Source organism: Snodgrassella sp. M0110, from assembly GCF_016101465.1.
In the GTDB taxonomy this organism is placed as follows: domain Bacteria; phylum Pseudomonadota; class Gammaproteobacteria; order Burkholderiales; family Neisseriaceae; genus Snodgrassella; species Snodgrassella alvi.
In genome coordinates, this window is record NZ_JACFQM010000003.1 from 178,089 (window position 1) to 202,892 (window position 24,804).

At 41.2% G+C, this 24,804-nt stretch carries 23 protein-coding genes; 11 read left to right on the top strand and 12 right to left on the bottom strand.

What is annotated here, in order from left to right:
- Positions 1–96 precede the first annotated feature (96 nt).
- Positions 97–960, bottom strand: coding sequence for a YgcG family protein (locus H3T84_RS05765; RefSeq protein WP_232346122.1), 864 nt, complete (start codon positions 958–960; stop codon positions 97–99).
- 395 nt (positions 961–1,355) lie between these two features.
- Complete coding sequence (locus H3T84_RS05770) at positions 1,356–1,946, bottom strand: LemA family protein (protein ID WP_198218512.1); 591 nt, start codon at positions 1,944–1,946, stop codon at positions 1,356–1,358.
- A gap of 143 nt (positions 1,947–2,089) precedes the next feature.
- Here H3T84_RS05770 and H3T84_RS05775 point away from each other — a divergent pair, with 143 nt between their 5' ends.
- The gene (locus H3T84_RS05775; RefSeq protein ID WP_025330229.1) at positions 2,090–2,311 is read left to right on the top strand and encodes a YdcH family protein; all 222 of its coding nucleotides are present in this window, start codon (positions 2,090–2,092) and stop codon (positions 2,309–2,311) included.
- A gap of 69 nt (positions 2,312–2,380) precedes the next feature.
- Here H3T84_RS05775 and H3T84_RS05780 read toward each other — a convergent pair whose 3' ends face one another.
- The 5 genes from H3T84_RS05780 to H3T84_RS05800 all read right to left on the bottom strand — a co-directional run bounded on the left by H3T84_RS05780 (position 2,381) and on the right by H3T84_RS05800 (position 7,366).
- Complete coding sequence (locus tag H3T84_RS05780; protein WP_084586267.1) at positions 2,381–2,821, bottom strand: thioesterase family protein; 441 nt, start codon at positions 2,819–2,821, stop codon at positions 2,381–2,383.
- Positions 2,822–2,823: 2 nt separating this feature from the next.
- Positions 2,824–3,864, bottom strand: a complete 1,041-nt coding sequence (pyrC, locus tag H3T84_RS05785; RefSeq protein WP_198218513.1) for a dihydroorotase — start codon at positions 3,862–3,864, stop codon at positions 2,824–2,826.
- Positions 3,865–4,006: 142 nt separating this feature from the next.
- Positions 4,007–4,246, bottom strand: a complete 240-nt coding sequence (locus H3T84_RS05790) for a sulfurtransferase TusA family protein (protein ID WP_025330226.1) — start codon at positions 4,244–4,246, stop codon at positions 4,007–4,009.
- Positions 4,247–4,569: 323 nt separating this feature from the next.
- On the bottom strand, positions 4,570–6,231 hold the full coding sequence (recN, locus tag H3T84_RS05795) for a DNA repair protein RecN (protein ID WP_198218514.1): 1,662 nt from the start codon (positions 6,229–6,231) through the stop codon (positions 4,570–4,572).
- A gap of 244 nt (positions 6,232–6,475) precedes the next feature.
- Positions 6,476–7,366, bottom strand: a complete 891-nt coding sequence (locus tag H3T84_RS05800) for an NAD(+) kinase (protein WP_198218515.1) — start codon at positions 7,364–7,366, stop codon at positions 6,476–6,478.
- Between the two features lie 699 nt (positions 7,367–8,065).
- Here H3T84_RS05800 and miaA point away from each other — a divergent pair.
- The 6 genes from miaA (at position 8,066) to H3T84_RS05830 (ending at position 15,331) form a co-directional block, all read left to right on the top strand.
- Positions 8,066–9,010, top strand: coding sequence for a tRNA (adenosine(37)-N6)-dimethylallyltransferase MiaA (gene miaA / locus H3T84_RS05805; protein WP_084551837.1), 945 nt, complete (start codon positions 8,066–8,068; stop codon positions 9,008–9,010).
- Between the two features lie 356 nt (positions 9,011–9,366).
- Positions 9,367–10,884: an acetyl-CoA hydrolase/transferase family protein gene (locus H3T84_RS05810; protein ID WP_198218516.1), complete on the top strand. Its 1,518-nt coding sequence runs from the start codon at positions 9,367–9,369 to the stop codon at positions 10,882–10,884.
- 318 nt (positions 10,885–11,202) lie between these two features.
- Positions 11,203–12,453 (top strand): serine hydroxymethyltransferase, encoded by a 1,251-nt coding sequence (gene glyA, locus H3T84_RS05815; protein ID WP_025330221.1) that lies wholly within the window; start codon positions 11,203–11,205, stop codon positions 12,451–12,453.
- A gap of 293 nt (positions 12,454–12,746) precedes the next feature.
- The gene (locus H3T84_RS05820) at positions 12,747–12,953 is read left to right on the top strand and encodes a hypothetical protein (RefSeq protein WP_037475976.1); all 207 of its coding nucleotides are present in this window, start codon (positions 12,747–12,749) and stop codon (positions 12,951–12,953) included.
- 402 nt (positions 12,954–13,355) lie between these two features.
- A complete protein-coding gene (locus H3T84_RS05825) occupies positions 13,356–14,777 on the top strand; it encodes an SMI1/KNR4 family protein (protein WP_198218517.1) in 1,422 nt (473 codons plus the stop codon).
- A 302-nt stretch (positions 14,778–15,079) separates the two neighbouring features.
- Positions 15,080–15,331 carry a GlsB/YeaQ/YmgE family stress response membrane protein gene (locus tag H3T84_RS05830; RefSeq protein ID WP_084551839.1) on the top strand — a complete coding sequence of 84 codons (252 nt, stop codon included), beginning with the start codon at positions 15,080–15,082 and terminating at the stop codon, positions 15,329–15,331.
- A gap of 54 nt (positions 15,332–15,385) precedes the next feature.
- Here the strand turns inward: H3T84_RS05830 and H3T84_RS05835 are convergent, their stop codons facing one another.
- Both H3T84_RS05835 and alaS read right to left on the bottom strand, forming a co-directional pair.
- Positions 15,386–16,003, bottom strand: a complete 618-nt coding sequence (locus H3T84_RS05835) for a phospholipid-binding protein MlaC (protein ID WP_025330218.1) — start codon at positions 16,001–16,003, stop codon at positions 15,386–15,388.
- Between the two features lie 86 nt (positions 16,004–16,089).
- Positions 16,090–18,717, bottom strand: a complete 2,628-nt coding sequence (alaS, locus tag H3T84_RS05840) for an alanine--tRNA ligase (protein WP_198218518.1) — start codon at positions 18,715–18,717, stop codon at positions 16,090–16,092.
- 320 nt (positions 18,718–19,037) lie between these two features.
- Between alaS and H3T84_RS05845 the strand changes: the two genes are divergently transcribed.
- Positions 19,038–20,201 carry an extracellular solute-binding protein gene (locus tag H3T84_RS05845; RefSeq protein WP_037475968.1) on the top strand — a complete coding sequence of 388 codons (1,164 nt, stop codon included), beginning with the start codon at positions 19,038–19,040 and terminating at the stop codon, positions 20,199–20,201.
- A gap of 90 nt (positions 20,202–20,291) precedes the next feature.
- Here H3T84_RS05845 and H3T84_RS05850 read toward each other — a convergent pair whose 3' ends face one another.
- A complete protein-coding gene (locus H3T84_RS05850) occupies positions 20,292–20,789 on the bottom strand; it encodes a hypothetical protein (protein WP_174833000.1) in 498 nt (165 codons plus the stop codon).
- Between the two features lie 235 nt (positions 20,790–21,024).
- Between H3T84_RS05850 and H3T84_RS05855 the strand changes: the two genes are divergently transcribed.
- Together H3T84_RS05855 and H3T84_RS05860 are read left to right on the top strand one after the other, a co-directional pair.
- Entirely contained in the window at positions 21,025–21,660 is a 636-nt protein-coding gene (locus H3T84_RS05855; protein ID WP_037393625.1) for a flavin prenyltransferase UbiX, read from the top strand.
- 201 nt (positions 21,661–21,861) lie between these two features.
- Positions 21,862–22,437 (top strand): hypothetical protein, encoded by a 576-nt coding sequence (locus H3T84_RS05860; RefSeq protein ID WP_232346123.1) that lies wholly within the window; start codon positions 21,862–21,864, stop codon positions 22,435–22,437.
- 18 nt (positions 22,438–22,455) lie between these two features.
- On the opposite strand, the gene H3T84_RS05865 is transcribed toward H3T84_RS05860, so the two are convergent.
- On the bottom strand, positions 22,456–22,887 hold the full coding sequence (locus H3T84_RS05865; RefSeq protein WP_171991506.1) for an Lrp/AsnC family transcriptional regulator: 432 nt from the start codon (positions 22,885–22,887) through the stop codon (positions 22,456–22,458).
- A 66-nt stretch (positions 22,888–22,953) separates the two neighbouring features.
- Between H3T84_RS05865 and H3T84_RS05870 the strand changes: the two genes are divergently transcribed.
- The gene (locus H3T84_RS05870) at positions 22,954–23,499 is read left to right on the top strand and encodes a cysteine hydrolase family protein (RefSeq protein ID WP_198218519.1); all 546 of its coding nucleotides are present in this window, start codon (positions 22,954–22,956) and stop codon (positions 23,497–23,499) included.
- Between the two features lie 291 nt (positions 23,500–23,790).
- Here the strand turns inward: H3T84_RS05870 and H3T84_RS05875 are convergent, their stop codons facing one another.
- Entirely contained in the window at positions 23,791–24,708 is a 918-nt protein-coding gene (locus H3T84_RS05875; protein WP_198218520.1) for a M23 family metallopeptidase, read from the bottom strand.
- Positions 24,709–24,804: the final 96 nt, after the last annotated feature.

A 24,804-nucleotide genomic window follows, 5' to 3' on the forward strand; every position in this document is an offset into this window, starting at 1 on the left:
ACCAAATATCATAAAAACAGATAACTATACATTATTTTACGAAAAAATTAACAAATTATCATTATTTAACATGAAATTTAATTATGACTGCCAGTATTACCAGCTTCCGGAAGCCCCGCCGCCTCCATAGCCACCACCTCCTCCGCTAAACCCTCCGCCTCCTGAACCTCCGCCAAAACCGCCCCTACCAGCGCCAGAGCCGCCAATAAATATATTACCGGCAAAAATGAGCGCTATTATGAATGCCAGAATTGCACCAATAATCGCTGCAAACAGGCTCCAGCCCGAATACCAGCCAAAACTTAATACCAGAAATCCGACAATTGCACTGCCCAGCGTATTACCAAATATATTTTTCAAAAATGAACCGGCTATAAATATCAGTAACAGAATTCCAAAAATTGTTGAGCCTGAATCATCAGATTCCTGATGTGCAGATTGCTGTGCCGGTAATTTTTCACCGTTAATCAGCTTCTCCAGCTGATTTACAGCCTCACGTACACCGCCGTCTGCATTATTTGCCTGTAACTGCGGACGAAGCACATCATCCAGAATTCTTTTAGCATAAACATCAGGAATAGCCCCTTCCAGTCCGCGACCGGGTGCCAGAAACGTTTTATGTTCATCGCGCACCAGCAACAACAGTACACCGTCATCAATTCCTTTACGCCCCGGTTTCCAGCTATCCATAACACGCGTAGCATAGTCAAAAGGTGTTTCCGGTGAGATAGCCGGAACTGTCAATACTATAATCTGGCTGCCATGCTGCCGGCTGAACGCCAGTAACTGCTGGTTTAATTCTGCACGGGTAGCAGGCTGTAACATATTGGCTGTATCCATTACCGGATCAGTCAGCGCTGGTACAGGAACCAAACCATTGGCAGCGAGCAAATGCATTGCAAAAAAACAGCCCAGAAAAAGACCAAGTAGCCTGTGGACAGATAAGCGTATTGTGTTCATCTTTGCAACCTTAGTGCCATAAAAGCAAATTTGCTTGTATTTTAGTTCATACTAACCTTTTGATTGTCAGGATAAAAGACCACTATTATCTGACTCCATACTTTCAGACAAACAGATTCTGTTATTACAACAGAATACAAGTATTCAGTCCGATACAGCAAATTTCCACAGTTAGTATTGCAAGTTTTTATCGAACTGCTGGTATGTTTAACAATTACTCCTGTCTGTTCGGAAAATAGCCGCAACCATATAAATTTTTAATTTCCATTTTGTCAGATTCTGCAAAAAAACAATTAGCACAATAGTAGCAGCTGCTTACTATACTGATATGCAAACAGCCAGTTCTGACAAACTGGCTGTTTAATTAATCACATAAAATAACAACAGAAAACGAATTAAAATTCTACCTGCGGCGCCTGTTTTACCGCTGCTTCATTTTCCGGTACAAAATTCGGGCGAACATGCATTCCGAAAATTTTGGCTGTGATATTGTTCGGGAAAGAACGCAAAGTAGTATTGTAAACCTGTACTGTCTGAATATAGCGGTTGCGTGCCAGAGCAATACGATTTTCTGTGCCTTCAAGCTGCGCTTGTAAATCTCGGAAACTCTGATCGGCTTTCAGATCGGGATAATTTTCTGTTACTACCAGCAAACGGCTCAGAGCACTACTCAGATTTCCCTGTGCCTGTGAAAACTGTTCCATTTTTGCCGGATTATCAGCATCACTGCTGGTCATATTCAGACTGCCTACACGTGAACGGGCATTAGTAACGTCGGTTAAAACTTGTTGTTCATGTTTGGCATAGCCTTTAACTGTATTTACAAGATTGGGTACCAGATCAGCACGACGCTGATACTGATTCAGCACTTCCGACCAGGCAGCATTTGCAGCCTCATCCTGTGACTGCATTGTATTATAGCCACACCCGCTGAGGCTTAAAGCCAGAATAAATGCGCCTATCCAACCTATTAACCGTTTATACATTATAAACTCCCATATGTATTATTGTGCCAGTTTAGCATGCTCTAGTTACTTTTTACGTCATAACTAGCGCAATCTTATATACCTTAAGCTATAATTAATGCAAAATAATAAAAATCATTTTAACCAACTGTAAAGGATATTATATGTTTCCTGAATATCGCGACCTGATTACCAAATTAAAGGCGGAAAATACTCATTTTGCCAATATATTCGAAGAACACAACCGACTGGACGATAAAATTACCGGTCTGACTAATAACCCAGTTACCAGTGGTCTGGATAATCTGGACGAACTGAAACGGGAAAAATTGCGTCTGAAAGATGAAATTTACGCCATGCTGCGGGAAGCTGACGGCAAAGCCTGATAGTGGTTGAGTTAAGTCAGTAAAAAACCCTGCCAAGTGCAGGGTTTTTTACTGACTTAACTTATATTGTTACCTGATAGCATTAAAGCGTTCTTGTATCGCAACAGGAAAAGAAATCGCTTTATTGCTTTGCTGATCAAAAGCCATAAATGTCACCACAGCCTGCACAACTGTCTGTCCTGTATTTTTAAGAGTAATCGTTTGATTAACTTCTACTTTGCGCGGTTGTATTTTGCTCAAAGCAGTAGATATCAGCAAATCATCCCCGAAACCGGCACTGCGCCGGTAACTGATATTGATATTTATCACAGCCATTCCACAACCGGCTTCGGTAAACATAGGCGTTAAGCCGGCTTCGTCAAAATAATGCCAGCGTGCCTCTTCCAGAAATTCCAGATAGCGTGCATTATTAACATGGCGGTACACATCTATGTGAAAGCCGCGCACCCGAATTTCAGTTTGATGTGTTTGTACTGATAGCCGGTCTGTAATTTGAGTTGAATCTTGCATATTTAGTTATTTACCACACTCCAGCTAATGGTCTGATTAGCACGCAACGGAATCAGTCGTTCATGATTACCATACGGATAGTATGGTGGCACTGTGCGATTTATTTTTTCCAGTGTAATGGTTTCCTTATTGATTTCCAGACCATAAAACCGCGGACCGTTTTCTGCTGCAAAAGCCTGTAATTTATCCAGTGCTCCCGCATGCTCAAAAGCTTCTGTATACAACTCAATAGCAGCAAAGGCACTGAATATACCCGCACATCCGCAAGCACATTCTTTACTGTGCTGAGCATGCGGCGCACTATCGGTACCGAGAAAAAATTTATGTGACTGTGTACCGCTTACAGCCTGTAACAGTGCCTGACGATGGGTTTCGCGCTTTAGTACCGGCAAACAATAATGATGAGGCTGGATTCCTCCTACCAGTAAAGCATTGCGATTGTAGAGCAAGTGCTGGGGTGTTACCGTAGCAGCCACATTTTCACCAGCCTGAATCACCAGCTGAGCAGCTTGTGCAGTGGTAATATGCTCAAATACTAATTTCAGTTCAGGCAGCCGTTGTAATAGCGGCTGTAAAAGTTCATCAATAAATACTGCTTCACGGTCAAAAATATCAATTTCACTTTTGGTTACTTCACCATGCACCAGTAATGGCATGCCTGTTTCAGCCATGGTTTCCAATACCGGCAATAAAGTCCACAAATCACTGACACCAGCCGCAGAGTTAGTTGTGGCACCGGCAGGATAAAGCTTACACGCAATAATACCTGCCTCTTTGGCTTCGCGTATCAGTGCCGGTGTAGTCTGGTCAGTCAGATATAAAGTCATCAATGGCTGAAAATGACTGCCCGCAGGTACTGCAGCAAGTATACGTTCACGATAAGCCAGTGCTGCTGCAACTGAGGTTACCGGTGGTTTCAGATTTGGCATAATCAGGGCTCGCCCCATCTGCCGTGCACTGAAAGGTACTACTGCTTTTAATGCTGCACCATCACGCACATGAAGATGCCAGTCATCCGGACGGGTTATAGTGAGAGTCTGCATCTGTATCCGTTCTATCAGCGTATGTTACACAGCTAAAAAATAATAGGTTAATGTACTATTCTGTCGCAGCTTCTACAACCTGAACCTGAATAAAGTTAACAAAATATTGTAATTAATTGTAATAAATTACTGTCTGAAAAACTTAGCGGTGTTTTACCCACATCATTATTACATCATCATTTCTGATTTGCTGATGCAATAATTCATGTCCTGTCTGCCGGCAAAAAGCTGCAAAATCATCAGGAGCAGTTTTATCTGTTGCCAGTACTAGCAATACTTCTCCGCTATCCATTACTGCCAGCGCTTTTTTTGCACGTAAAATCGGCATCGGGCAATTTAAATCGATAACATCTAGTGTTCTATCACTGTGTGGTTCACTCATCAGCAACTCATCATAGAATATTGAAAGTTATCATTATACATCGCGCATGAAACAGACTGAATCTATACGCCTTGCTCAGGCTAAAGCAGCCCGTTCCAGTCTATATCAGTCATGTATTAAAAAATGCACGCTGACAGGGAAATTATCAGAATATGTTTTGTTATTAAAACCGTTGTAATCAAGAACAGCATGCATAAAACATAAGTAGATAAACGTTATTTTGTAATTATTTACTTAAATAAATATCATTTCCGGCTTTTGCAGTAAAGACATATATACATTGAAAAATCAGAGAGCTTGCAGATAAATTCGTAATAACAGAATTAACTTTGCGCCAGCTCCAGCATTTCCCTGGCATGATTACGTGTGGTATCGGTAATGGTTTCGCCGCCAAGCATTCGTGCAATCTCATTCACCCGATCTGTCGCAGCCAGTACGTTTATTTCACTTACAGTCTGCCCTTTGCTGTTATGTTTTCGCACCTGCCAGTGCTGCTGACCACAAGCTGCGACCTGCGGCAGATGAGTAACAGCCAGCACTTGACGATTTTGCCCCAGACTACGCAGTGCATGACCAACAACATCAGCTACAGCTCCGCCAATACCGGTATCCACCTCATCGAAAATTAATGTAGGTACCGCATTATACTGACTGGTAACCATTTGCAGAGCCAGACTGATACGTGCTAACTCACCACCGGAAGCAACTTTGCTCATTGCACGTAAAGGCATTCCTTGATTGGCAGCTACCTGATACTGTACCTGCTCCAGACCATGCACTGATGGTGAGGCACTTAACAATTCAATATGAAAGCGTGCACCTTGCATTGATAAATTTTGCATGTGAGCTGTGGTTTGTTTCGCCAGCTTTTTCGCTGCCTGATGGCGTTTCACTGATAATTGCTGTGCTGCATGCATATATTCATTTTCGCGTTCTGCTACCCGCGCCTGTAACGCTTCAATATCCGCAGCCGCCTCCATTTCATTAAGAGCTGATTCAACTTTTGCAAGTTCTTCAGGCAATTGTGGTGGCTCGATCCGGTATTTACGCGCAACACTCATTAACTCCTGCATGCGCTGTCCCTGCTGTGCTAATAAATTTTCATCAGTCTCTACACTGGCAGTGGCTTCACGCAAATACGCACTGACTTCACTCAATTCTGCTTCTACTGATTCCAGTAATGCCACACTGTCTGCAAAAGCAGGAGCTGCTTTAATCAGTGCAGCCAGTTGCTGCCGGCAATGATACAAACGGCTTTGTAAACCCTCATCACCATTGAGAACTTCTTCTACATTTTCCGCTGTTTGCAGTATTTCCGCCGCATGTACTAATGAATCATGACTCTGACTGAGATTTTCCCACTCATGCTCTTGAAGATTCAGGGCATTTAGCTCATCAAAGCGCCATTGCAAGCGCTCACGCTCAATATTCAGACTATCAGCCTGTGTTTGCGCTTTTTCCAGTTCTTTTTTGGCTTCATGCCAGCGCTGATAGGCTTCACGTACCAGAGCAACTTCTGTATCAGCATCCGCAAATGCATCCAGTAATATACGTTGCGCGGATTCACTATTTAAAGAGTGGTGTGCATTCTGACCATGTATATCAATTAATAATTCACCTATCTGCCGCAACTGACTCAAAGTAACCGCCTGATTATTAATAAAACTGCGACTTTTCCCCTTTACATCAATTGTACGGCGGATACTTAATTGCGTTTCGTTTTCATCCAGTAATCCCTGTTCCTGTAGTAAGGTACGGGCATGTGTTACATCACTGACATCAAACAGTGCTGATAACTGGGCTTCTTTGGCACCATGTCTTATCTGACCATAATCAGCTTTATCACCTAACAACAGACCTAATGCATCCAGCGTGATTGATTTACCCGCCCCGGTTTCACCTGTCAGAACGGTAAAGCCGCTTTGAAAACTCAGATTCAGCTCATCAACAATGACAAAGTCACGCAAAGACAGCGCCAGAAGCATAAACAACCTTTCTTAGAGAAAGTATTAATGATTTATGCCGGATTTTAGTATTTTTTAGGAAAATAAGAAACCATTTTTTAGAAAAATCTAAAATAATCGATAATAAATTTCGGTTTTATTAATTTTTATTGTATTTTTTCCACCAATAGCAAAAATAAACATTATTTTTTCAGAGATTAAGTCAGGCTACAAAAATTACTCAAAATCTGATTAACGGCTTAAGGCTTGTTTATACAACATACAGCTATACCAGCTGGTCACCCCAATGCAGTTTCTGGCGCAGAGTTTTGTAATATTGATAATTAACCGGATGTAAAATCCTCAGAGAATTGCGATAGCGGCAAATACGGATTTTATCCATAGTATGTAAATCAAAAAACGCCTGTCCGTCAAAATGAGCCCGGGCATCGCTGCCTTTGGTAATCAGCACTTCTATTTCACTGGTATCACTGACAGCAATCGGCCGGTTGGACATGGATTGCGGGCATATAGGAACCAAACTGAATGCACGCAGAGTTGGCTGTAAAATAGGACCACCGGCAGCCAGAGCATATGCCGTCGAACCAGTAGGTGTAGACACAATCAAACCGTCTGAACGCTGGGTATAAACAAACTCTTTATTGATGAATACCTCAAATTCAATCATCTGTCCCAGTGCACCACGGCTGAGTACAACGTCATTTAGTGCCAGTGAATGATAAACTTCTTCACCTGCACGTACTACTGTCGCTTCCAGCAAAATACGTTCTTCGGGCAGATATTTGCCAGTCAGCATGCCGGTTAATTCAGTTATCATCTGAGCACGCGGCACTTGTGTCAGAAAACCAAGATGTCCCTGATGAATACCAATCAGTGGTACCCGGTAAGGTGCCAATTTACGGGCAACAGACAATAAAGTACCGTCACCACCCAGTACCATAACGAGATCACAGCGCCGCCCCATTTCACATTTATTAATAATATTACAGCGTTGCAGCAATACCGGACTAATCTGGTTATCCGCTTGCGCCTCACTATCCAGATACACCGAAATTTCTTCTTCACATAAAAAAGTAATGAGTTCGTCCAGTACTTCACTCATCATTGGTGTTTGCGGCCGTGTCACAATTCCGATATGGTTAAACTGGCTATTCATGTAAACATTTATTCCTAACTAAGTTACTCTCTCTAAATAACTACCATAACTTTATTTGGCTATTATAAAGGTTAGTGTAACAATAAACTTATATTATGTGCATTTTCATGCTGAATGCAAATATTATGCAAATGAACTGATAGTGAATTTGAAAAGGTATAGATATAAGATATTACTTTCATAGTGCTGATATCGGCAGCACTTATTTTTTTAGCTGGCTGGAATGTCTGCTACTGAAGTATCTGATTATTCCGAATCATAAAATTAAATCTTAACTTAAAACAAAATATTAATTACTAGCAGAATACCTCTTGCACAACAGTTATATTAATTTGCCGGCACAGATTAATTTTAAAGTCGTTTAGCTGACATCTGATTAGAAATACACCCGTATTATGCAAGTAAATATCATTGCTTTCATACAATATCTGTTTCCTACTCAATTCAGCTAATCAGCAATTGAAATTACTCGCTAATTTTTGGTTACTTTATTGCTTCAAATATCTTCGAATAAAAGAAAATTTTAAAATATCTAATGTACAAAAAATAATTTTCATATTTATGCTTTGATTTTCTTTAACTGCTTTAACAGATTACATCACATTATGCTGCTTATCCCGATTTATACTCTTATCTAACTATCTATCGCTCAATTGAGCGTAAATCGCTACAATAACTGTTTAAACTACGGTAGCCACTATGTCTGCATCTCTGCCAAAAGTTTTTGCTCTGCTTGGTCCTACAGCGTCAGGCAAAACCAGTCTGGCTCTGAGTCTGGCTGAGCAGTTTCCGATTGAAATTATCAGTCTGGATTCCGCCCTGATTTATCGTGATATGAATATTGGTACGGCTAAACCCAGTGCAGAAGAGTTAGAAGCAGTGCCCCATCATCTGATTGATATTATTTCACCGCTTGAAAGCTACAGTGCTGCCCAGTTTGTCAGTGATTGTGTGGATTTAGTCGAGGAAATTCATACACGCGGCCACCTGCCTTTGCTCGTGGGCGGTACCATGATGTATTACCATGCCCTGACACAGGGACTGAACAGCCTGCCCGAAGCCAATCCGCAAATCCGTGCCGAACTGGATAAACTTAAACAACAGCATGGTACAGACTTTCTGTATGCACAATTACAGCGGGTGGATCCCATTACTGCTGCCCGCTTGCCTGCCGGTGATAGCCAGCGTATTGAACGTGCACTTGAAATCTATCACATCACCGGTGTTCCCATGAGTAGCCATCTGGCTAAACAGGAAAACCGGCAGAGCCCTTTAAATGTATGTACACTGGCACTTTTACCAGCCGACCGTGCCCGTCTGCATACACAGATTGCCACCCGCTTTCATTCGATGCTGGCACAGGGTTTTGTGGAAGAAGTGGAAGCACTTCGGCTGCAATACCCGGAATTGCATCCTGATTTGCCTTCAATTCGCTGTGTAGGCTATCGGCAGGCTTTTGATTATCTTAATGGCACAACTAACTATAGTACATTTGTTGAACGCGGGATTACTGCCACCCGGCAACTGGCAAAACGTCAGCTTACATGGTTGCGTAAACTGAATCCCGAACATGTATGCGATCCGTTTAATCCTGCAGGGCTGCAAGAACATGCGCAGCAATTAATACAGCAGTTTTTTGCTTAAACTGATTTAATTTAGAAAATTCTCCGGCAACGAAACCTTAGGCAATACTATTAAAATATTGTGTAAACATTGTCTAATCTGATAGTCTGTTTATTTTGCAACTTAATGTATTAATTCAAATTCTTAATTATTAATTTGTAATTATTTATCTGTATCTGCTGTTCTGCACTTTTTCAATACAAAGACAGAACAGCAAAACAAAATTATTTACAGTAAAATGCAGTCCGTTGTTAGAGTCATTATGTCATAGCATTCGTACTGAATTGAATATACGGCAAAGACAAACACTTATCTTCTACGCCTCACTCTGACCAGGCAAGGGTCAGGCATTTTTGATTTAATAAGGAGAAAACACGATGTCCGTACAGGATCGCATTCGTTATACCTCACTTCATTCCCGCCTTATGTCTGCTGAGCAAGCTGCTACCCTGATAGATAATAATGCCAATGTCGGCATGAGCGGATTTACCGGCGCCAGCTATCCTAAAGTTTTGCCGAAAGCTATTGCTGACTTTGCCCGTGCTGAACATGCTGCCGGTCGGCCATATAAAATTAATGTATGGACTGGTGCTTCCACTGCGCCGGAATGTGATGGCGCACTAGCTGAGGCACATGCAATAAATCAGCGTTTACCATTTAATACTGATCGCCATATGCGTCAGGAAATCAACAATGGCGATGTCAATTTTATTGACATGCATTTATCGCATGTTGCCCAGCAGGCATGGTTTGGTTTTCTGGGTCACATGCATGTAGCCATTATCGAAGTACTGGGCATTACTGAAGACGGACATCTGATTCCGTCTACCGCAATCGGTAATAATCAGACATGGCTGGATATAGCGGACAAGGTTATTCTGGAAATCAATACCGGTTTGCCGATACAAATGGAAGGCATGCATGATATTCCTATGGATAATGCTATTCCGCCCCACCGCAAACCAATTAACATGACTCGCGCTGATGATCGCATCGGTGAAAAATACCTGAAAGTTGATTTAAACAAAATAGTCGCTATTGTTGAATCCAATGCTCCGGATCGCGACAATGTTTTCAGCGAACCTGATGACAAATCCAAACAGATTGCCGCTTATATTGTTGATTTCCTGTCTCACGAAATCAAAATGGGGCGTCTGCCTAAAGAAATGCTGCCAATTCAGTCTGGCGTTGGTAACGTGGCAAATGCCGTACTGGCAGGTCTGTTAACCGGTCCGTTTGAAAATCTGTATGGATATACCGAAGTATTGCAGGACGGTATGCTGGATCTGATACGTGCCGGTAAAATGGCTACTGCATCTGCTACCGCTATTTCCCTGTCTGCTAAGGCATTCCAGGATTTTGCAGACAATATTGATTTTTACCGTGAACGCATTATTCTGCGCCCGCAGGAAATCTCCAATCACCCGGAACTGGTGCGCCGTCTGGGTATCATTGGAATGAATTCAATGATTGAAGCCGATATTTACGGCAACATCAATTCTACCCATGTAATGGGTACCAGTATGATGAATGGTATCGGCGGTTCAGGTGACTTTGCACGCAACAGTTTCCTGAATTTCTTTGTTACCCCGTCTACTGCTAAAGATGACAAGATTTCCTGCATCGTGCCGATGGTTTCACATGTTGACCATACCGAACACGATACACAGATTATTGTTACTGAGCAGGGTCTGGCTGATTTGCGCGGTCTGGCTCCGCGGCAGAGAGCAAAAGTGATGATTGAAAAATGTGCTCATCCGGATTATCGCGATCAGTTGCAGGATTACTACGACCGTGCTTTGCAAACGGCAAAAGGTATTCATACACCTCATATTCTCACTGAAGCTTTAAGCTGGCATGAACAATTCCTGAAAACCGGTTCTATGAAAATGTAATTGATTCCGGATAATGTCAAACAGCCCTGTTTTCAACAGGGCTGTTTTTTATCAGACTGCATCACTTCTCGACCAGATAATTTATTTTCGGTTCAGCATCCGCAATTGATTTACTGAATCCTATAAACAGGTTATTACCCTTACCAGACTGAAATCTAGTGCTACATCGTCTGAATGTGTATTTATGAATATACTTCATCATCACTCATTATCAAATTCAGCCACATACACATTACTATCAGTTAAAATAACCACCACTCATTCTCTGCTGCATTCAGCAAATTCTTTATTTCTTCATCCTCAAAAGGAACAACTACCATGTTTTCCAAAGCGTTAACCATCGAAAAATTTGATCCGGAACTGGCCGGTGCCATTGCCCGTGAAGATCAGCGCCAGCAAGATCACGTAGAACTAATTGCATCAGAAAACTACGTAAGCTGCGCCGTAATGGAGGCTCAGGGCAGCCAGTTAACCAATAAATATGCCGAAGGCTATCCGGGTAAACGTTATTATGGTGGCTGCGAATATGTCGATGAAGTAGAACAGCTGGCTATCGACCGCCTGAAAGAATTATTTGGCGCCAGTTATGTCAATGTACAGCCTCATTCCGGCTCTCAGGCCAATCAGGCTGTTTACGCCAGCGTATTACAACCGGGCGACACTATTCTGGGTATGTCTCTGGCGCATGGGGGGCATCTGACTCACGGAGCCAGTGTCAATATTTCCGGTCGCCTGTATAACGCCATTACCTATGGTCTGGATGAAAATGAAATCCTCGACTACAAACAGGTGGAACAGCTGGCACTGGAGCATAAGCCGAAAATGATTGTGGCCGGTGCTTCTGCTTATGCTCTGGAAATAGACTGGGCACGTTTCCGTGAGATTGCAGATAAAGTAGGTGCTTATCTGTTTGTAGACATGGCGCATTACGCCGGTCTGGTCGCTGGCGGAGAGTATCCGAATCCGGTACCTTTTGCTGATTTTGTGACCACTACTACCCATAAAACTCTGCGCGGACCGCGCGGCGGTGTGATTATGTGCCGCAGCGATGAACACGCAAAAGCACTGAATTCAGCTATTTTCCCGTGCCTGCAAGGTGGTCCGTTAATGCATGTGATTGCAGCCAAAGCAGTAGCCTTCAAAGAAGCCTTACAGCCGGAATTCAAACAATATGCCCGTCAGATTAAAGCCAATGCCAAAGTACTGGCAGAAACCTTGATTGAACGTGGCTTGCGTATTGTTTCAGGCCGTACTGAAAGCCATGTATTTCTGGTAGACCTGCAACCAAAAAAACTTACCGGTAAAACGGCAGAAGCGGTGCTGGGCAAAGCACATATTACCGTTAATAAAAATGCCATCCCTAATGATCCGGAAAAACCATTTGTCACTTCCGGTATCCGTTTAGGCACGGCAGCGATTACTACTCGCGGCTTTACTGAAACAGATACGCGTGAACTTGGTCATCTGATTGCAGATGTACTGGATAATGCAGACAATGAAAAAGTTATTTCAGAAGTCTCAGAAAAAATACAGAAAATTTGCAATCGTTTACCAGTATATGGAAAATAAACCACAATATTATAGTATTAATATATTTCTCAATCATTTCTATTGATTGACATTAAAATAGTACTTATACTCAAAGCAGACTTTAGCATCATTGAATCAATGACGTTTTAGTCTGCTTTTTATTGACATTAAACATCGCGATTGAGTTTCTCAATAAGAAATTCATCTTTAACTAATCAGGTATTATCAAAATACTAATAAAGTATTAATATAACCGCATTGCAAAAGCAAAAATAACAATTTGGTGTTTAAATTTAAAATATTTTAATAATTCATTTTGAAAGGAAACAAAAATGAAAAAATTAATTTCTTCCGCTTTACTGGCTGCTTCTTTAGCTATGACTGCAGGTTTCGCTATGGCTAACAGCAGTCATGATGATACTGATATTCAGAATTTTACCGAATCAACTGCTCAAAATGGTCAGAACAGCCATGTTTCTGACTCAACACCAGAAAACACTCCTTTCCGTACTATTAATACCTATGCTGGTAATCACTAACAATCAGACAGTTGAATCGAAAAAAGCATAACTTCATGTTATGCTTTTTTTTAATTTTTATTCTAGCTTGAATTATGATTTCTATCTATTTTATAGTTTTCAACTAATAAATTACTACCACTATCTTTATATTCTATCTGCCATAATTAGAAAAATTTATGCAACAGAATAATTATTAAATTGTTTATTTATTACTTTTCTTTTAAAAACTCTGAAAAACACTCATTATATTGATATTTAAATTAAATTTATAAACTTTATCAGATAAAAGTTATATAAAAATCCGGTCAGTAATAAGACTTTTCAGATTTTACCAAAATGAATAAATAGCCACCGAACTGAGCAATATTACTTTATTATATCCTCTTTATAAATATTTAAATCACTCAGGCCATTAGTTCAATGGAAGCAATAAAATCTGAATTAGAATTACAAGTAAAACGGATTAAGTCAAAACTGATTTTGGCAAGAAAAGCAGACAAGAAATTTAAAATTTTTGGTGCAAACGGCCATAAATACAAAATTAGTAAACCTATCAGTACTGATCTGGTTGCTGCTGTCGAACGAAAATATGGCTTTCAATTACCTGCGTGTTATAAAACTTTTATTACCCAAATAGGTAATGGTGGAAAAGCTAACGGGCATGCGGCAGGTCCCTTTCATGGTATTTATTCGTTACAAAAAAGTATTAATGAAGTGGATGGTTTCAATGGTCCTGATGGGCCTCAAAGAGCTTGTATTATATATCCGTATATATCGGAAGATGATTGGCAGAAACAAACATATACAATAGAAAATAATGATTTAAATGATGAAGAATATGATAATGAATTGGCCCGTTTATATGGAGGAATATTACTGATCGGAAGTCAGGGATGCGCCTTTGTAACTGGTCTGGTATTGAATGGAGAACATAAAGGTAAAATTGTTAATCTTTCATTTGATCGTGCACTTCCTAAATTCACGTTTGAAGATAACTTTCTTGATTGGTACGAACGTTGGCTGGACGAAGTAATTTCAGGCGACTTATTAGAATGGGAAAACGGTTGGTTTGGTTATACTGTATCGGGTTCTGAAAAACAATTACTTGAAAAATATTTCATGTCTGAATGTGAAGGATACAAGTGTAGATGTTTGGAATCGTTATTAATGAAATCCCGCACCATTTCTACAGAAACATTCCACATATTGGAAAATCAGTATCATCTGAATGAGGGTGATTTGAAACGAATTTGTTTAGAAATTATGGTTAAATTTAACTATTTGCAAACCAAAACATATTTACATGAATATTTTGATATTGAGCCAGAATTTGTAATTGAACTTTTGTACTTATATGGTAAAGGAAAAATAGAAGAGTGGATAGAAATATTATATGCTTTTGTCCCATCTATTAAAGACAGTTCTATTTTTGGATATTTTGTTAATATTTTAAAAAATAATAAAATTAATAATTACCAGATAATTCTACCGTTTACCACATATGAAGATAATAGTATGCGTTTAATCGCTTTTTCTGCTTTAACTTCCCTGGACAATAAAACTAAACAAACACTAATCAATTATTTCATTGCTGGACTTACTGATTCAAATGTTGATGTAATTTACCACGTATTATCGGCACTGAAAGGTATCGTTGACAACAGACTGCTGAAATATTATCAGGAGATCGCCAGAAAAATATCTGAAAAAGAGGAATATCAAAGTTTGACATACCGATTAAATGATTGCCTGACTGATTTCAACTTAACAAATGAAACCATCCTCAACATTGATGCAGAAAATTATAAAATTAGAAAATGGTTTCAATTCTGGAAAAAGTGATAATTTATTTTATTCAATCATTTATATGTATAACGGTATTTTATTATCTTTTATTATGGGTTGTATAACAGTGTGAATTATCTGCTTTGATAAATATTATGTTATGTAAAATTAATAATTAATTTGAACAGTAATGATTTGCTGTTTTAATTATCCATCTCTGACATAGAATAAATATAACATATTGATTACATATATTTATTTAAAAAATCATAATTAATATTGATTTTACTTAATAACTCAACTTTTATTATAGCCACAGGATTAAGATAAAGCTTCCTTATTCTCAGGAGTACAACATCATGGGGTTACTCTGGACAATTATAGTTGGCTTTATCATTGGTTTAATTGCCAAACTAATCTATCCGGGCAAACAGCAACTTGGGTTAGTGGTCACCACTTTACTTGGTATCGGCGGCTCATTACTGGCCGGATATGTTGGTCAGGCATTTGGCTGGTACCATGCGGGTGAAAAAGCCGGTTTAATAGCTTCAATTATTTTTGCCTGCATTATTCTGTTTATTTACGGCAAAATTAAAAACAGACAGATATAACGAAACGGTGATGGATATTCAATCCATCACCGTTTTTTTGCTCAAATAAATGTATTATTTATTGATCTGCACTTTACCCAAACCTTTATCACGTAACTGAGCAATGGTTGCATCGATACCTTGTTTCTGAATCAATTGATCAAACTGACTGCGGTATACCGTTACCAGACTGGTACCGTTAACCCGGAAATTATAAATTTTAAAAACACCATTAGCATAATACATCTGATAACCCACGGTGTAGTGCTTATTACCGGCACTAACAATTTCGGTAAATGTTTCCAACCGGTTATTACCCTGATTCACTACCTTAGGTATAACCTTCACAGATGCATTACTGGCACCCATTAATGCTGAATGTGCATAAATGCGCACAATCATATTCTTAAAGGCCGCACTGAAATCCTGTCTTTGCTGTGCAGTAAACTGTCGCCATTGCATACCTACGGCCAAAGCTGAAATACGCTCATAATCCAGATACTGATCTGCATAACGTTCTATCTGACTAATACGCTGTTGTTCATTTAGGCTTTTGTCACGAGCCACTGATAACACCATATCCACATTTTGCTGTAACTGTTGTTGCGCTAGCTGTTCCTGCGTTGCAGCGAACGAACATACTGCAACCATCAGCATCCAGCCTGCCAAACAAGCTTTTACATACCTCTGCATTGTATTCTCCTATGAATAAGCAAAAAAAACGGCTTATGTTTTTGTATCATCCATAAACCGCTTGCTGTTTTTCATTTACTAAAGTCTTATCCTAATTTGGAAGCTAACCAGTCAGTTACACTGGCGAGCGCCGGCTCTAATGCAGCTATATCCTGCCCGCCGGCTTGTGCCAGTTCGGGACGACCGCCACCCTTACCACCAACCTGACCGGCAACATAATTAACCAGCTCACCAGCCTTGATTGTTTTAGTTAATGCTTTTGATACTCCTGCTATGATGGCAATTTTACCATCATTTACTGCTGCCAGCAGAACGATAATATTATCACCCTGTGCAATTAAATCAGCAGCAATATCTCTCAGAGCACTGCTTTCTGCCTCAATTTGTCCCAGCACCAGACGAGCTGTACCAATAGTTCTGGCCTGAGCCAGCAAAGCGGTACCTGCCTGTCTGGCCAGTTCACTTCTGGCTTCAGTTAATGCCTTTTCCAACTGTTTGGTTTGAGTATGTATTGCCTGAAGTTTAGGCAGCAAATCTTCAGCAGTCTGTGCTTTTACTTCGGCAACCGCCGCCTTAAGCAACTCTTCCTGCTGCTGAACAAACTGTAAAGCATTCAATCCGGTCACAGCTTCAATACGCCGTACTCCGGCAGCAATACCACTTTCAGAAATAATTTTGAAAAGACCAATATCTCCAGTCCGTGCAACATGGGTACCGCCGCATAATTCGGTAGAAAATTCGCCCATGCTCAGTACACGTACCTCGTCACCGTATTTTTCCCCGAACAGCGCCATCGCACCGGCAGCAATGGCTTCATCAAAGCTCATATTCTGCGCACATACAGGAACATTTGCCACAATTGCCTGATTTACCCGACGTTCAACTTCGGCCAGTTGTGCAGCAGTAACCGGCTGTGGATGTGAAAAGTCAAAGCGGGTGCGCTCAGCATTAACCAGAGAACCTTTCTGCTCAACGTGTATACCCAATACCTCACGCAAGGCGCGATGCATCAGGTGAGTGGCACTGTGATTACGCATGCTGGCTTCGCGCAGTACACTGTCTACCTGAGCGGTAACAGCATCACCCACTTTCAGACTGCCGGACAGCATTTCGCCAAACTGACCAAATACTTTAGCTTTGATTTTTTGCGTATCTTCAACCTGAAAGCGGTTTTCACCGGCAAAAATATAGCCAGTATCACCAGTCTGGCCACCAGACTCTGCATAAAACGGTGTGAAGTCAATCACTATCACACCTGATTCACCGGCATTTAACTGCTCAACAGCTTCACCATCCTGATACAAAGCCAGAACTTTGCTTTCATTCTGGCGTTGCTGATAGCCGGTAAACTCTGTATCAGCACCTTCATAGGTAAGCTGAGTATTGGCTTTAAAATTCTGCGCTGCACGGGCACGGGCACGCTGAGCAGCCATTTCACGCTCAAACCCTTCTTCATCCAGACTGATATTACGCTCACGCGCAATATCGGCGGTTAAATCATATGGAAAGCCATAAGTATCATATAGTTTGAAAATTACCTCACCAGCCAGTGTCTGGCCGCCATCCTGCAAGACACTTTCCAGCAGAGTCATTCCGGTTTCCAGTGTTTGCGCAAAACGGCTTTCTTCCTGTTTCAGTACATCACTAATTTGTGTCTGTTTTTCAACCAGCTCAGGATAAGCAGAGCCCATTTCCTGCACCAGATCCGTTACCAGCAAATGGAAAAATGCCTGTTTACAACCCAGTTTATAACCATGGCGTACAGCCCGGCGGATAATACGCCGCAATACATAGCCACGCCCCTCATTGCTGGGTAATACACCATCAGCAATTAAAAACGCACAAGAGCGGATATGGTCGGCAATGACTTTCAGACTCGGTACATCCTGACTATACGGAATGCCTACAACACGGGCTACAGCATGCAGCAAATTGACAAACAGATCGATTTCATAATTACTGTGTACATGCTGTAATACCGCCGACACCCGCTCCAGTCCCATCCCTGTATCAACTGACGGCTTAGGAAGCGGATTCATGTTACCGTTTTCATCCCGGTTATACTGCATGAATACACAGTTCCAGATTTCTATAAAACGGTCACCATCTTCTTCAGCACTGCCCGGAGGCCCGCCCCAGATATGTTCGCCATGATCATAAAAAATTTCCGAACAAGGGCCGCACGGACCGGTATCGCCCATTTGCCAGAAATTATCAGAAGCATAGCGTGCGCCTTTATTGTCACCTATACGGATAATTTTTTCCGGTGGCAGACCAATCTCATTTAACCAGATATCATAAGCTTCATCATCATCTGCATATACAGTTGCCAGCAGTTTTTCCGGTGGCAAGTTCAGCCAGTCCTTACTGGTGAGAAATTCCCAGGCAAAATGCAGGGCATCACGTTTAAAATAATCGCCAAAGCTGAAATTGCCCAGCATTTCGAAAAATGTATGATGGCGCGCGGTATAACCGACGTTTTCCAGATCATTGTGTTTACCACCGGCACGCACACATTTTTGTGCTGTTGTCGCACGGCTGTACGGGCGCTTGTCAAAACCCAGAAACACATCTTTAAACTGATTCATACCCGCATTGGTAAACAACAGGGTTTTATCATCCTGCGGTGGTACAAGTGAAGATGAAGGTACAACCTGATGACCCTTACTTGCAAAAAATTGAAGAAATTTAGAACGTAATTCTGCTGTTTTCATGGTAGTTTCAATAAGACGGGTGATTAATCGTATTCAGGCAGTCTGTATAAAACACAGACTGCCTGAACATAGGTATAAAAACAGGACACTGGTTAGTCCACCTCAACCATCACCCTTGTTAAAATCATCCGCTTATCTTACCGCAGTTTTACGCATAAGCCTACCTGAACAGACGAAAATCCATGCCAAAATGACAATTCCGACAACACTAATGCCTTATGCGGTATAGTTACCCCCATACGAACAGATTGAAGTTACAAAGGTGGTAATAACACATAACCATGCCAGCCAGTCCTGGCACATCTTTGAAAAGGACGGACATGAAAAACAAAGCCTGTCTGGGTTTATCCGGTTTGATTTTATGTATTCTGACTGCATGCAGCGGTTCACACGACAATGCCGGTCCTCAACCGGCTTCTGCTGTAGCGGCCAGCAAACCTGGTAGTTTGAGCGACACCAAGACACTTAAAATATTTAACTGGTCAGACTATGTTGACCCGAAAACTATTGGTGAATTTGAAAAAAAATATGGCATTAAAGTCACTTACAATTTTTATGACAGTGACGAAACACTGGAAAGCAAAATTCTGACCGGACAGTCCGGCTATGATATTGTCGGGCCGTCCAACTCATTTGTCGGACGCCAGATTAAAGCCGGAGCATACCAGCCACTAGACAAAAATCAGTTACCTAACTGGAAATACATTAATCCGAAATTACTGGATTTATTAAAAGACGTAGATCCGGATAATCAGTATGCGGTACCCAACTACTGGGGTATGAATACCATTGCAGTCAATATTGAAAAAGTGAATGCCGCACTCGGTGCTACACCAATGCCGGAAAATAGCTGGGATTTGGTTTTTAATCCTGAGTATACTGATAAACTGAAAAACTGTGGCATCAGTTACATGGATAGTCCGGTAGAAATGATTCCGCTGGCGTTACATTATGCCGGCAAAGATCCGAACAGCCAGAGTAAAGATGATATTGATATCGCTGCTAATATTATCAAAGCGAATCGTAACAATGTACAACGTTATTCGTCTTCTGGTTATATTGATGATCTGGCACGTGGCGACATTTGTGTAGCTATCGGCTTTGGCGGTGATTTAAACATTGCTAAACGACGCCGGCTGGAAGCAACCGGTAAAAAAGATATCTTGGTACTGGTTCCGACTCAGGGAGTTTCCCTCTGGATAGACACATTGACCATCCCGAAAGATGCAGCCAACCTCAAAAATGCCTATCGCTACCTGAACTGGATACTGGAACCGCAAACAGCGGCCAGAAACGCCAATTATGTTAGTTACGCACCTTCAAGCATGCCGGCAAAAGAACTGATAAAAAAAGAATATCGCGAAGATAACAGTATTTTCCCGTCAGATGAGATTCTGGCTAACAGTTATCTGGTATTACCGGCAAAATCGGATACCCTAAAATACGAATTGCGATTATGGCAAAATCTTAAAGCAGGAAAATAAATTTCCGACTAAATCCCATATTTTCAAAAGCCCCTCCTTTGAGAGGGGCTTGATATATTTTACTTTATGCAAATCAAAAACTGATGCCATTTAAAGGCACAGCTCAGGAAATTTTTTCCACGCTTGTGACAAAGTCATACCATTAGAATATAAATTAACTATACTTTGCGACATACCTGCTTTAACTACATCTATCTGTAAACCTTCTGTCTGTGTGAAAGGATTGACCAGTGCCAGTGTCTGAGTGCCATTAGGATAGGAGCTGATTTTGTAAAATTCCTGCGGCAGTTTAAACCGTGACTGAAATTTCTCATGCAGACATTTACTCACTTCTGTCACCGGCCGTTCAATACGCAGGCTGACTTCAGGTGGTGCGGTACGTTCAGGTTTCATTACAGGTAAGTTTTTTGACATTACCGCACATCGAACATTATTGGTACCATAAGGCTGATTAGATTGCAATAAAGCCATTGCCATCGCTCTCGAATCACATTCACGTTCTTCAGCAACAGGAGGAGGAACCTGAGCGCAGCCGGCCAGAATACTGATACAAAAACAGGGCCACCATAATATTTTTTTCCACAACATGCTTATCATTCCATGATCAGTATTAATATTTGTATTTAGTTATTCAGAAACTTTGAGTTTTTTGCCAGCCTGCCATTACCGGCGGAGCTTGATTAATTAATCACAATTACAGAAAATAAAACTTCAACTGGCTAATAATGGTTTTCATCTGAATATAGCTGTCATATGCCAAATGTTATATTGAAAACAAAATAGCTATAATAACAGGCATATTTGAATATACACTAGTTTTATTATGATTTTTCCCTCTGCTCATTCTGTCAAAACCGTTACACTGGCTCTTACCGGAGCATCGGGTATGCCTTATGCCAAACGTCTGCTGGGCTGCCTGTTACAGGCTGATATAAGGGTCTGGTTACTGTATTCACAGGCTGCCCAGATAGTCGCACAACAGGAAATCAACTGGCATTTACCTGCAAATGCTAAACAGTGTAATGCCGCATTGTGTGCAGAATACGGCGTAGACTCATCCATGCTTACTGTATTTGGCCGCGATGAATGGTTTGCACCTCCAGCCTCCGGTTCCAATCCAGCTGATGCAATGATTATCTGTCCGGCCAGCATGGGCTGTGTTGCTGCCATTGCAGCCGGTACTTCCGATCATTTACTTGAACGGGCAGCTGATGTATCGATAAAAGAAAATCGTCCGCTGATCATCGTACCGCGGGAAACGCCTTTATCAGCCATTCATCTGGAAAATCTACTTAAACTGTCGCGTTTGGGTGTATGCATTCTACCCCCGGTATCCGGTTTTTATCAGCACCCTCAAACTATTCAGGATATGGTGGATTTTGTAGTAGGACGTATTTTGGACCAGTTACATATACCTCATCAGTTGATTACACGCTGGGGTGAAGAAAATAATTCTTGACACATGTTTCAATAAGGTTTAAGGTTAAATGATGGAAAACGCAACCACTTTCTCTTTTGCTTATTATTGGTACCACACCTCGGTGCGGTGCTTTTTTGCGTTTATATAATATCTAATAAGCAAAATAAAAAAGTGAACCGCCCGGCCAAACCGAGGCGGTTTTTTGTTGCTACAAACGCCTCATACAGAAAGGCATTACAAATGAATCGACAACTACTGGAGAATAAAATGTCCGCATTACCGCTAAATCAGTTACATCAATCAGAATCACCTGTGGCTCAGCTTCAACGCTGGTACATGATTGTTGACGGCAATCAGCACCGCTCTGACCTATGTCAGCTACAGCCACAATTCCAGACTGCATTTATGCTTAGTGAAGCTCTGATTCCTCAGCTGCGCCTGATAGCAATGTTAATTGCTTCACAGCGTCTGGGCTTTGAACAACCTACTCCTGATATTATCAGTGATGAGGCAGACTGGTTTGCCGCACGAATTCTGGTAATGGGTGTAAGAATTTTTCATCTGGATATTACCCTGATACCCATGCTGAAAACAGCAAACAGCCGTGCACGCAGCTTCGCCCAAAAGCATAATCTGCCGTTTACTCCCGCACAAATGCGCATGAGCCTGCATGCCGGACGGCCGGAACAAATGCTGATTATTGAAACTGAAACTCAGTGCGAAGAAGATCTGGGGCTGGTAGAAAATAGTTTATATTTTGCTCACAATCTGTGTCTGAAAGAACATACTATTATGGCCGCATGTCTTACTCAATAAGTTTACGCAGATATCAGATTAAATCAGTCTGCGTAATTTATGGCTTACTTTATAACGTGCGTAAACTGTTATCTGCTGTAAAAACGGTTCCAGCTGCTCGGCAGTAAAATTTGCATGAATATAATAGCAACCATCACCCGTAATTTTATACAGAGCCTGTACCTCAGCAAAGGTACTCACCAAATGCTCGAATTCAGCAAACCGGCTGTTATTCATATAAATAAAAATAAATTGTTCCGATATCAAGTTTTCAGTCAGTGTAAAACGTTCTATCACGCCGGTCTCAAGCAGGTTCTGTACCCTTAGCCCCACTGCCTGTCCGCTAAGAAATACTTTCTCACCAATCTCTTTCCACGACAAACGACTATTATTTTTTAATAAATCCAGAATTGCTCTGTCTTTTTTATCCATAGTTTCATCCTGAAAATAAATAGAGTATATCTTTTTCATCAGCCTATTCTGTCGAAAACAGATAAGGCGCATAATTAAATTATTAAAACCAACAGGATATAACTAATGAAACAAGCACTCATTATAATTGATGTACAAAATGATTACTTTTCATCAGGTAAAATGGAACTGTACCAGCCACAACTGGCACTGGAAAAAATATTGAAGGTTCGTGAGTATTTCCGCAATCAGCAGCTGCCCGTGTATTACATCCAGCATATTAATAATAAACCGGGAGCTACTTTTTTTCAGCCTGACAGCCATGGTGTAGAATTACATCATCAATTACTGCCGATTGCAGACACGAATGAATTTATAATTCATAAAAGCTATCCCAATAGCTTCTTACAAACAACCCTGCATGAACACCTTCAACAACAGAATATAGAGCAGTTAGTTATCTGTGGCATGATGACACACATGTGTGTTGACTCTACCACTCGTCAGGCAGTTGAATTCGGTTATCAGCCAATTGTTATTGCAGATGCATGCGCAACAATGAATCTGGAGTTCAATAGCAACATCATTAGTGCAACAAATGTGCAAAACAGTTTTTTAGCCGCATTGAATTATCTTGCTACTGTACAATCTGCTGAACAGTTCCTCAGTTAATACTTTTAACAGTATACAATTTTACTTGAATCACAATTCAGGAAATACGCCTGTTAACCTTATCCGCTTGCAGAATAACGGGGCGTATTTCTGATGCTGAATTTAACTTATTGTCAAATTTAACGATTTTATCCTGCAATCATTATTAATTTTTTCAATCGGGTTTAGTCTGTCTCTATCTATATATAAGTTAATTTATTTATGCACAAAAACAGCACTTACTTTCTGAATTTGTTTATCCAGTGAATAAGTGCTATTTTATGTATAAACAGAATTAATTAACTCTGATACTCACATTGGCAGGAAACGGTTGGGATCCTGTGGCTGGCCATTTTCACGTAGTTCAAAATGCAGCTGAGTGCGTTTAGCATCAGTATTACCCATAGTGGCAATCTGCTGGCCGCGTTTGACTTGCTGACCTTCTTTTACCAGAATATTCTGGTTGTTACCATAGGCAGTCAGATATGTCTGATTATGCTGTACGATAATCAAATTACCATAGCCACGTAAACCATTACCGGCATACACTACTTTACCTGAAGCGGCAGCCAGAATAGGCTGTCCGGCATTACCGCCATAATCAATACCTTTACTGCTACCGCCATACCCCTGCAGAATATTACCGCTGGTCGGACGCTGCCACTCAATCCCGCTCACACTGCGAACACCTCCGGTACTTCCTGTTTTACCGGTTGATGTAGTTGTTGCAGTTGTGGTTGTACTGGTAGTTGTGGTGGTTTTTGGTGTTTGTACAGGAGCAGTCACAGTAGTTGTCGTGGTTGTGCTACCTGCCGGTGCCACGTAGCCGGCTGGCTTCACGCGCAGAACCTGCCCCACCTTAATTTCATTCTCTATTATATTATTCCATGAACGCAGATTATCCTGAGTAATCTGATAACGTTTGGAAATGTTATATACCGTATCTCCGCGCTGTACTGTATGCGTTGCTGCATTAATATCAACCGGAGAGTAATTACCCACATAACCAGTGGAAGTGCCCGCAGCAGGTGTATAAGCCGGAGCTGTATTTGCCGGTGGCGTATAAGGAGCAGCACCATATGGATTGTCGGCAGTGGTAGCAGCAGTACCTGTAGTGACATCACTGCTGCCCGTTTCTGTCGGCGCTGCCGGCTGTTTGAAAAGAGTACAGGCACTTAATGCCAGCACCAGCAAGCACCAGCCGGAACGATTCACACTTTTTTTCAACATAACGGTTTACCTTAAATCATTGCAATATTCAGGGGGCGCCAGCGCAACAGCGGCGGCAATAGCCAATTCAGACAGTATCATAAACAATGAGCAGCA